At 70.2% G+C, this 7,687-nt stretch carries 11 protein-coding genes and 1 riboswitch; of the genes, 7 read left to right on the top strand and 4 right to left on the bottom strand.

Annotated elements, in window-relative coordinates:
* Positions 1–60: 60 nt before the first annotated feature.
* Positions 61–339, bottom strand: coding sequence for a type II toxin-antitoxin system Phd/YefM family antitoxin (locus tag AB0D27_RS09245; RefSeq protein ID WP_362504332.1), 279 nt, complete (start codon positions 337–339; stop codon positions 61–63).
* Positions 340–494: 155 nt separating this feature from the next.
* Between AB0D27_RS09245 and AB0D27_RS09240 the strand changes: the two genes are divergently transcribed.
* From AB0D27_RS09240 to AB0D27_RS09225, 4 genes are all read left to right on the top strand, one after another.
* Positions 495–1,130, top strand: coding sequence for an ATP-dependent Clp protease proteolytic subunit (locus tag AB0D27_RS09240; RefSeq protein ID WP_362504329.1), 636 nt, complete (start codon positions 495–497; stop codon positions 1,128–1,130).
* A gap of 7 nt (positions 1,131–1,137) precedes the next feature.
* Positions 1,138–1,446, top strand: coding sequence for a hypothetical protein (locus tag AB0D27_RS09235; RefSeq protein ID WP_362504326.1), 309 nt, complete (start codon positions 1,138–1,140; stop codon positions 1,444–1,446).
* 369 nt (positions 1,447–1,815) lie between these two features.
* A riboswitch (cyclic di-AMP (ydaO/yuaA leader) is annotated at positions 1,816–1,981 on the top strand.
* Positions 1,982–1,984: 3 nt separating this feature from the next.
* Positions 1,985–2,458, top strand: coding sequence for a C40 family peptidase (locus AB0D27_RS09230; protein ID WP_362504323.1), 474 nt, complete (start codon positions 1,985–1,987; stop codon positions 2,456–2,458).
* Positions 2,459–2,534: 76 nt separating this feature from the next.
* On the top strand, positions 2,535–3,125 hold the full coding sequence (locus tag AB0D27_RS09225; RefSeq protein WP_362504321.1) for a DUF6328 family protein: 591 nt from the start codon (positions 2,535–2,537) through the stop codon (positions 3,123–3,125).
* On the opposite strand, the gene AB0D27_RS09220 is transcribed toward AB0D27_RS09225, so the two are convergent.
* Positions 3,079–3,696 carry a LysE family translocator gene (locus AB0D27_RS09220; protein WP_362504356.1) on the bottom strand — a complete coding sequence of 206 codons (618 nt, stop codon included), beginning with the start codon at positions 3,694–3,696 and terminating at the stop codon, positions 3,079–3,081. The genes AB0D27_RS09225 and AB0D27_RS09220 overlap by 47 nt on opposite strands.
* Before the next feature lie 110 nt (positions 3,697–3,806).
* On the opposite strand from AB0D27_RS09220, the gene AB0D27_RS09215 reads away from it, so the two are divergent.
* On the top strand, positions 3,807–4,733 hold the full coding sequence (locus AB0D27_RS09215) for a LysR family transcriptional regulator (protein WP_362504318.1): 927 nt from the start codon (positions 3,807–3,809) through the stop codon (positions 4,731–4,733).
* A gap of 8 nt (positions 4,734–4,741) precedes the next feature.
* Here AB0D27_RS09215 and AB0D27_RS09210 read toward each other — a convergent pair whose 3' ends face one another.
* The gene (locus tag AB0D27_RS09210; protein ID WP_362504315.1) at positions 4,742–5,200 is read right to left on the bottom strand and encodes an ATP-binding protein; all 459 of its coding nucleotides are present in this window, start codon (positions 5,198–5,200) and stop codon (positions 4,742–4,744) included.
* Between the two features lie 213 nt (positions 5,201–5,413).
* Here AB0D27_RS09210 and AB0D27_RS09205 point away from each other — a divergent pair, with 213 nt between their 5' ends.
* Both AB0D27_RS09205 and AB0D27_RS09200 read left to right on the top strand, forming a co-directional pair.
* Positions 5,414–6,271: a helix-turn-helix transcriptional regulator gene (locus AB0D27_RS09205; protein ID WP_362504312.1), complete on the top strand. Its 858-nt coding sequence runs from the start codon at positions 5,414–5,416 to the stop codon at positions 6,269–6,271.
* A gap of 9 nt (positions 6,272–6,280) precedes the next feature.
* Positions 6,281–6,505, top strand: coding sequence for a DUF397 domain-containing protein (locus AB0D27_RS09200; protein ID WP_362504308.1), 225 nt, complete (start codon positions 6,281–6,283; stop codon positions 6,503–6,505).
* Positions 6,506–6,508: 3 nt separating this feature from the next.
* Here the strand turns inward: AB0D27_RS09200 and AB0D27_RS09195 are convergent, their stop codons facing one another.
* Entirely contained in the window at positions 6,509–7,633 is a 1,125-nt protein-coding gene (locus AB0D27_RS09195; protein WP_362504305.1) for an 8-amino-7-oxononanoate synthase, read from the bottom strand.
* Positions 7,634–7,687: the final 54 nt, after the last annotated feature.

Raw genomic sequence — 7,687 nt, 5'->3', positions numbered from 1 at the left:
GGCGGGGGCGCACGGTCTCCTTGTCATCGGCACACCGCATTCAGGTGAACCGCCCTGCTCTTACGACGCGTTGGGCCCCCGGTGCTCGGCGGCGATACCGAACCGCTGGCGCTCGCGCGGCGCGGACGCGACCTCGCGGACACTGGAGAGGGCACTGATCACCTGCTCCTCCGCGGGCTCCTCGAGCTCTTCGAGGCGCTCCAGGTCGGCGGCGGAGACCAGGGCGACGAGAGGCTTCCCGTGCCGCGTCACGACGACGCGCTCACCGCCGTACACCACGCGGTTGATCAGATCGGCGAGCTCAGCCCTGGCTTGCGTCACCGGAATCTCGTAGGCCATGCCGTCCAGCTTAGACCGGTCCCTGACACCCCTCTCGGAGCGGACGATCTCCTCGTTTTTTCGCTGTCAGCGAGCACCCTGCCGACAGGCATTGTACGTCCTGTACATTTTTGACAGGAGGGTCCCCCAGGAGTCCCCCAGAGGAGGCGCGAGCCATGAACGACCCGTCCGCCCGCCATGTCCTGCCGGAGTTCACCGAACGCACCAGTGCGGGCCGGCGGACCCTGGATCCGTACTCGAAGCTGCTCGACGAGCGGATCGTGTTCCTCGGGACGCCGATCGACGACACCTCGGCGAACGATGTGATGGCACAGTTCATGTACCTCGAGTACCTGGCCCCGGATCAGGACGTCTCGCTCTACATCAACTCCCCCGGCGGCTCGTTCAGCGCGATGACCGCGGTCTACGACACGATGCGGTTCGTCACCTGCGACGTGGAGACCGTCTGCCTGGGGCAGGCCGCGTCGGCCGCGGCCGTGCTGCTGGCCGGGGGCACGCCCGGCAAACGGTTCGCGCTGCCCGGCGCCCGCGTACTCATCCACCAGCCCTCACTTCCCGAGCCGGTCCAGGGCCAGGCGAGCGATCTGGTCATCCAGTCCGAGGAGTTGCTGCGCACCCGAAGGATGCTCGAGGAGATGCTCGTACGGCACACGGGACAGAGCCCGGAGCGGGTCGCCGCGGACATCGAGCGGGACAAGATCCTGGACGCGCCGGCGGCGGTGGCGTACGGCCTCGTCGACCGGATCATCCCGAGCCGCAAGGCCTCGCGCACCGCGCCCGGCGCGAGGTGATCGGCCGATGCTCCCACCCGAACTGCCTCCGCTGCCCGCGCTGACACGCGCGGAGGCCGAGTTGATCGACCGTTATCTCGACGTGGTCGATCTGCTCGGCCGCATCAACCCGGCCCGCCCGGGAGACACCTACCGGGGCCTGAGGGCCGCTCAGGCACTGGTCGGCAAGGCCACCGCGCTGCGGGACGCCCTCACGCTGATGCATCAGCGCGGCGAGAGCGAGGTGCATGCCCCGACTCTGGCCCAGGCCCTGCGGGTCCTCGACGGCGAGCGGCGGGCGGCCCGGGTCACGGTGCCGCCGCACTCCGACAGTTGACGCACCCACACCCGGGCCGCCGCTCGCGCCGTGTCGGCGGAGCGTCCGGCCCGGGCTTCAAACGGACCAGATGGCGTACCCCCTGATGGAGTAGTCACGGGTCCTCTCAGGAGGGCGTAAGAGTTGCGCAACGCGCGTAGCGCAGAGGCGGAATGAAGCCTTCCGTCGCTGGTACGAGCGTGGTCGGCCACCCCAACACCCGGTCGAACAGAGGGGTGTCCACCCGAACGGGTGAGTGGTGAGTAACCCCACAAACCACCGATTCCATTCGGATTTTCTGACAGTTATGCGTGAAGATCCCTTCCGACGACAAGCCCCCGCCACAACGGCGGGGCGGTCCGGGCGGACGCCGAGTCCTGCCGCCGCCCGGATGACCGGTCGACAGATGTGCATCGGCAGGAGTGGAGGACCCAGCACTACGGGCCGCCGGAGAGCTTCCGGGCGGTCCTTGGGGTGAAGCCGCAGCACGCGGCCGGGCAACTTCGCCAGCCCGAATCCGACAGGTCATCCTTCACAGGCGGCTGACGAAGGGTTGCGCATGACTGCGCTCAATCGTGTCCCGTCGCTGTGGACCCGGGCCGGTACGGCCTCGGCGCTCACCATCGCCGCTGTGGGCGGCAGCCTCGTGGTCCCTGGCGTCGCACCCGACGCCCAGGCGGCCACGCTCGCGACGAAGGCACTTCAGGTCGCGGCTTCCAAGAAAGGCTCCCCCTACAAGTGGGGCGCCACAGGACCACGCCGCTTCGACTGCTCCGGGTTCACGCTCTACTCGTTCAAGAAGGCGGGCAAGAAGCTGCCTCGTACGGCCGCGGCGCAGTACAACAAGACGCACCATGTCTCCGCTTCGCACCGCAAGGCCGGAGACCTCGTCTTCTTCCACTCGGGCCGGAACGTGTATCACGTCGGCATCTACGCCGGGAAGGGAAAGATATGGCACTCCCCGAAGACGGGGGAGGTCGTGAAGCTCGAGAGGATCTGGACGAGGAGCGTCTGGTACGGCCGGGTGAGCTGACCCGCTCTGAGGGCGGCGGCGCGGGCCGCCGCCCCCAGGGGCGTGAAACACGGGTCAGAGTGGTTACTCGTTCCCCATGGTCGACCAACGCCCCCGCACCACTCACGACGAGACGCCTCCCCGCAGCGAGACGCCTGGCCACAACCAGCCGCCCGGCCAGAACGAGAAGCCCGCTCGCAACGAGACGCCCCTCGAACGGGCGGACCGCAATTTCGCCGAGCTTCTCCAGGAACTGCGCGTCACCCAGACCGGGGTCCAGATCCTGTTCGCCTTCCTGCTGACCCTGGCCTTCACCCAGCGCTTCCCGTCCCTCGACACGGCGCAGCGCGCCACGTACGTCACCACGCTGCTGCTCGCCGTACTGGCCGCCGCCCTCTTCACGAGCCCCGCCGCCCTGCACCGGTCGCTGTTCCAGCAGAACGCCAAGCCCACCATCGTGCGGGTCTCCTCCCGCCTCGCCCACCTGGGTCTGTACGTGCTGATGCTGGCGTTCACCGGATCGGTGCTCCTCGTCGTGGACGTGACGCTGGGGCGCGGAGCCGGGATCGCCGCGGGCGCGGGCACGCTGGCCGTCTGTCTGTCCCTGTGGGGCGTGCTGCCCCGGCTGGTGCAGCGTGGCGTCAGAGCCTCACGGTCTCCAGGACGAGCACCACACCGAGAAGGGTGAGCGCGCCGCCGGTGACCGCCTCCACGGCCCGGGCGGCCCGAGGCCTGCGCAGCCACCGTCCGAGCCGGTCCACCAGCAGCGCGACCGCCGGGAACCACACCAGGGCGAGGACGACCACGATCAGCGCCAGCAGCAGGGTGCGGGGCATCGCGGGACTGCCCGCGGGCACGAACTGCGGCAGCAGGCTGAGGAAGGTGATCGGCGCCTTCGGGTTGAGCGCGTTGGTGACGAAGCCCTGCCGCAGCGGCCGCCCGCCGGACGTCGTCTCCTCTGGCTCCGCCTCCCGCAGCCGTCCCAGCGAGCGCAGGGTGCGCACCCCCAGGTACAGCACGTAGGCGCCGCCGAGGAGCTGGAGCGCCCGGAACAGCGCGGGCACGGCGGTGAGGACCGCGGCGACCCCGGCGACGGCCAGCGCCGTGTGCACCAGCAGTCCGCCCGCGACCCCGAGCGCACACGCGACTCCGGCCCGGCGCGAGACGAGAGCGTTGCGTACGACGACGGTGAAGTCGGCGCCCGGCATGGCGACCATGCCGGCGGCGACCACGGTGAAGGCGGCGAGCTGTATGTCCATGAGCACCAGACTGCCCGCGCCGGGCCTATAGGACATATATCGACTATCCTGGGTCTGCCTTAAGCAATCGTTTATACCAGGCGTCCTGCCACCGGCCCAGGAGAGACCAGATGTACGACCCGACACGGCTCGCGGCGCTGGTGGCGGTCGCCGAGGCGGGGTCGATCACCCGGGCCGCGGAGCGCCTCGGCTTTACCCCGCCCGCGCTCTCCCAGCAGTTGGCGAAGCTGGAGCGGGAGGCGGGAGCGACCCTGCTGGTGCGGTCCCATCGGGGGGCGCGGCTGACGGGCGCGGGCGAGCTGCTGGTGACGCGGGCTCGCCGGGTCCTCGCCGAGATGGAGCGCGCCCGGCACGAACTGGCGCTCCTGGCGGGATTGTCGGGCGGCACTCTGCGGCTCGGCACCTTCCAGACGGCGGGCATCCATCTGCTGCCGCCCGTGCTCAGTGCGTTTCGCCGCGCTCACCCGGACGTGCAGCTCACGGTCGCGGGCTATGAGCCTCCGGAGGGCGTTTCGGCGGTCGCGGCGGGCGAAGTGGACCTGGCGCTGACGCACACCTATCAGCCCGCGCCGCCCGTGCCCCTCCCGTCGTCCGTACGTCTGGAGCCGGTGCTGGTCGAGGAGTTGGTGCTGGTGACCGCTCCGGGGCATGTTCTCGCGGGTGGCTCCGCGCGGCTGCCGCTGACCGGGCTCGCCGGTCAGCCGCTGATCAGCATGGCTCCCGACCATCCGGCCCGGCAGGGCGTGGAGGCCGCGCTCGCCCGGGCCGGAGCCGCCCCTTCGGTACTGGTCGAGACTCCGGGGTACGCCCTCGTCTGCGCGCTGGTCAGCGCGGGGCTCGGCGTCGCGGTCGTACCGGAGATGGTGGCCAGGACGGCGGCGACCCCGGTGGGCATCCGACTGCTGGAACCGGGAGATCTGCGTCGTACGATCTCCGTCGTCCACCGGACCGACGAGGCGGCCCCGGCGGCCGATGCCTTTCGGGCCCTGCTGCGCGGCGCCTTCGGAAGAGCCGGGCAGCAACGGCACGACAACTGACGCTCTTTTTAAGGCCCTTGGGGCCCGCCGGCCGCCACCGGCTCGACCGGTACCGTCCAGGGAAGCTGGATGGAGACCGTCTTGCCGCCCTCCCGGGTGGGCCGGACGGTGAGTCTGCCGCCGCACTCGGAGGTCAGCCAGCGGATGATCACCATGCCGCGGCCGTTGTCCTGCTGGACGGCGGCGGGCAGCCGTTTGGGGAAGCGCGGGTGGCTGTCGGTGACTCCGATGCGCAGGTGTTCGTCTCGGTCGAGCCGGACGTCCACCGTGAAGGTGGGCGACTGCCCGAACGTGTGCTGGACGGCGTTGGTGGCTAGTTCGGACACGATCAGGCGTACGGTGTCAGCGGCTTCGCAGTCGCACGGCAGGCCCCATTCGGCCAGCACGTCTGCGACGAATTTCCGGGCCGCGGAGACCGAAGCGGGATCGCTCGGCAGAGTGACGGATGCTTCCTGGTGATCTGCCATGGCGACGTCGTCCCTTTCCCACCGGGACCGGAGTCCGACAAGGAGCGGATGGTTCGAGTACGGTCCCGGACTGGTGCTTCGCGCCAGACTGCCATTACCGGGCCGGGCACGGGAGCGATCCACCAAGATATGCATATATCTGTCGCTCGAAGCGGTGAACTCTGCGACGACAGAGCGTATTTGGGCGGCTCGGAAGGAGTAAGGAGTACGGCCATGCAGCACGGTCCCGCGGTACGCCGCCGCAAGCTCGGTGCCGAACTGCGCGCGCTGCGCGCCGATGCGGGTCTCACGAGTGGTGAGGCGGCCCGCCTGCTGGGCTGGCACCAGTCGAAGGTGAGCCGGATCGAGACGGGCACCAGCGGAGTGAAGCCGGCGGACGTGGAACGTCTGCTGGACGCCTACGCCGTCGAGGATCCCGAATTACGAGATCTTCTGGTCGTGTTGGCGGGTTCCGAGGGCAACGGGCGGCACCACTGGTGGCACGCCTATCGGGGGGTGCTGCCCTCGACGTACCGCGATTTCATCAGTCTTGAGTCGCAGGCCAGCGGGATGCGCACGCTGGAGACCTCCGTGGTGCCGGGGCTGTTGCAGACACCCGAGTACGCCCGTGCGGTGACGCGGGCCGCCGTGGGCGGACTTGAGGACGGCAAGCTCGACGCGCTCGTCGAGGTACGCCTGGCCCGCCAGGACGTGCTGCGTTCGCATCCGCCGCTGGAACTGAGCGCGGTCCTGGACGAGGCGGTGCTGCACCGGGGGGTCGGCGGTCGGGACGTCATGGCGCGGCAGCTGCTGCGGCTGCGGGAGGCGGCCACCTTGCCCCAAGTGCGGCTTCAGGTACTCCCGTTCGCCGCCGGTGCACACATCGGCATCACCGGGCCTTTCGTTATCTTCTCATTTCCGAACACAACTGATCTGGATGTGGTTGTTCTCGACCACTTGACGAGTAGCCTCTACCTCGAACGGAAAGAAGACCTTCAGGCCTACAGCGAGGCCTTCAACGCCCTTCAGATCCACGCCCTTTCGCCCGAGGACTCGTTGGATTACATCGCCGGGATAGGTGACGGCGCGTAAGGAGGCACCATGACCGCAATGCCTCGGTACGTACCTTCCAGTACTTCACTGCACGACGTGCGATGGCTGCGCAGCAGCCGAAGTACGGGAATGAACAACTGCGTCGAGACGGCGCGACCGGGCCCAGGACCCTGGGCCGGACTCGTCGCCGTACGCGATTCCAAGAACACGGCGGGCCCCGCCCTGCTCTTCGCTCCCGCCGCGTGGGAGGGATTCATCACCGGACTCAGCTGAGCGTCACCGGGTCGCGCTGATCACCCGTACGGCGTCGCCGATCTGTTCGTCGGTGAGGTCCGCGCGGGCGGTCAGCCGCAGCCGTGAGATGCCGTCGGGCACGGACGGGGGACGGAAGCAGCCGACGGCGAGTCCCGCCTCGCGGCAGTCGGCCGCCCACCGCACGGCCCGTTCGGCGGACGGCGCGCGCACGGAGACGACCGCGGCGTCCGGACGTACCGCTTGCAGGCCTTCGGCCGTCAGGCGCGTGTGCAGCGCCGTCGCCACCGCGCGGGCCCGTGCGGCGCGCTCCGGCTCGCGGCGCAGCAGTCTGAGCGCCGCGAGAGCCGCGCCCGCCGCCGCGGGCGCGAGACCGGTGTCGAAGATGAACGTGCGTGCCGCGTTGACCAGGTGGTCGATGACCGGGGCCGGGCCGAGGACGGCCCCGCCCTGGCTGCCGAAGGACTTGGAGAGCGTGACGGTCACCACGACGTCCGCCGCGCCCGCGAGGCCCGCCGCGTGCGGAGCGCCCCTGCCACCGTCGCCGAGGACGCCGAGCCCGTGCGCGTCGTCGACGATCAGTCCGGCCCCGTACTCCCGGCAGGCGACGGCGAGTTCGGCGAGCGGCGCCGCGTCCCCGTCCACCGAGAAGACCGTGTCGGAGACGGCGACGGCGGGCCCCTCGTGAGTGCCCAGCGCCTTGCGCACGGCGTCCGGGTCGGTGTGCGCGACGACCTGTGTGCTGCCCCGGGCCAGTCGGCAACCGTCGATCAATGAGGCATGGTTGCCCGCGTCCGAGACGACGAGTGAGCCGTGCGGCGCGAGCGCGGTGACGGCGGCGAGATTGGCCGCGTATCCGGACGAGAAGACGAGCGCGGACTCGGCACCGCAGAAGTCGGCCAGCTCGCGTTCCAGCTCGGCGTGCAGTTCCGTGGTGCCCGTGACGAGCCGGGAGCCGGTCGCGCCGCCGCCCCACCGGCGCGCGGCCCGGGCCGCCGCCTCGGTGATCTCCGGATGGCGGGCCAGACCGAGGTAGTCGTTGCTCGCGAGATCGAGGAGCGGCGAGTCGGCGGGGCGCGGCCTGAGGGTGCGGACGAGTCCGGCCCGGCGGCGCGCTTCGGCCTGCTCGTCCATCCAGCCGAACGCCATGTGTCCTCCGGGCCGTGGTGACGGATGTTTTGTAGGCAGTGCACAGACCCTAGC

This window comes from Streptomyces sp. NPDC048415, from assembly GCF_040651675.1.
Lineage (GTDB): Bacteria > Actinomycetota > Actinomycetes > Streptomycetales > Streptomycetaceae > Streptomyces.
This window is presented reverse-complemented; position numbering and strand designations above follow the sequence as displayed.

Bases quoted from the DNA above. Each gene is read 5' to 3' on its own strand.
- AB0D27_RS09245 (WP_362504332.1), bottom strand. From the start codon at position 339: ATGGCCTACGAGATTCCGGTGACGCAAGCCAGGGCTGAGCTCGCCGAT.
- AB0D27_RS09240 (WP_362504329.1), top strand. From the start codon at position 495: ATGAACGACCCGTCCGCCCGCCATGTCCTGCCGGAGTTCACCGAACGC.
- AB0D27_RS09235 (WP_362504326.1), top strand. From the start codon at position 1,138: ATGCTCCCACCCGAACTGCCTCCGCTGCCCGCGCTGACACGCGCGGAG.
- AB0D27_RS09230 (WP_362504323.1), top strand. From the start codon at position 1,985: ATGACTGCGCTCAATCGTGTCCCGTCGCTGTGGACCCGGGCCGGTACG.
- AB0D27_RS09225 (WP_362504321.1), top strand. From the start codon at position 2,535: ATGGTCGACCAACGCCCCCGCACCACTCACGACGAGACGCCTCCCCGC.
- AB0D27_RS09220 (WP_362504356.1), bottom strand. From the start codon at position 3,696: ATGGACATACAGCTCGCCGCCTTCACCGTGGTCGCCGCCGGCATGGTC.
- AB0D27_RS09215 (WP_362504318.1), top strand. From the start codon at position 3,807: ATGTACGACCCGACACGGCTCGCGGCGCTGGTGGCGGTCGCCGAGGCG.
- AB0D27_RS09210 (WP_362504315.1), bottom strand. From the start codon at position 5,200: ATGGCAGATCACCAGGAAGCATCCGTCACTCTGCCGAGCGATCCCGCT.
- AB0D27_RS09205 (WP_362504312.1), top strand. From the start codon at position 5,414: ATGCAGCACGGTCCCGCGGTACGCCGCCGCAAGCTCGGTGCCGAACTG.
- AB0D27_RS09200 (WP_362504308.1), top strand. From the start codon at position 6,281: ATGACCGCAATGCCTCGGTACGTACCTTCCAGTACTTCACTGCACGAC.
- AB0D27_RS09195 (WP_362504305.1), bottom strand. From the start codon at position 7,633: ATGGCGTTCGGCTGGATGGACGAGCAGGCCGAAGCGCGCCGCCGGGCC.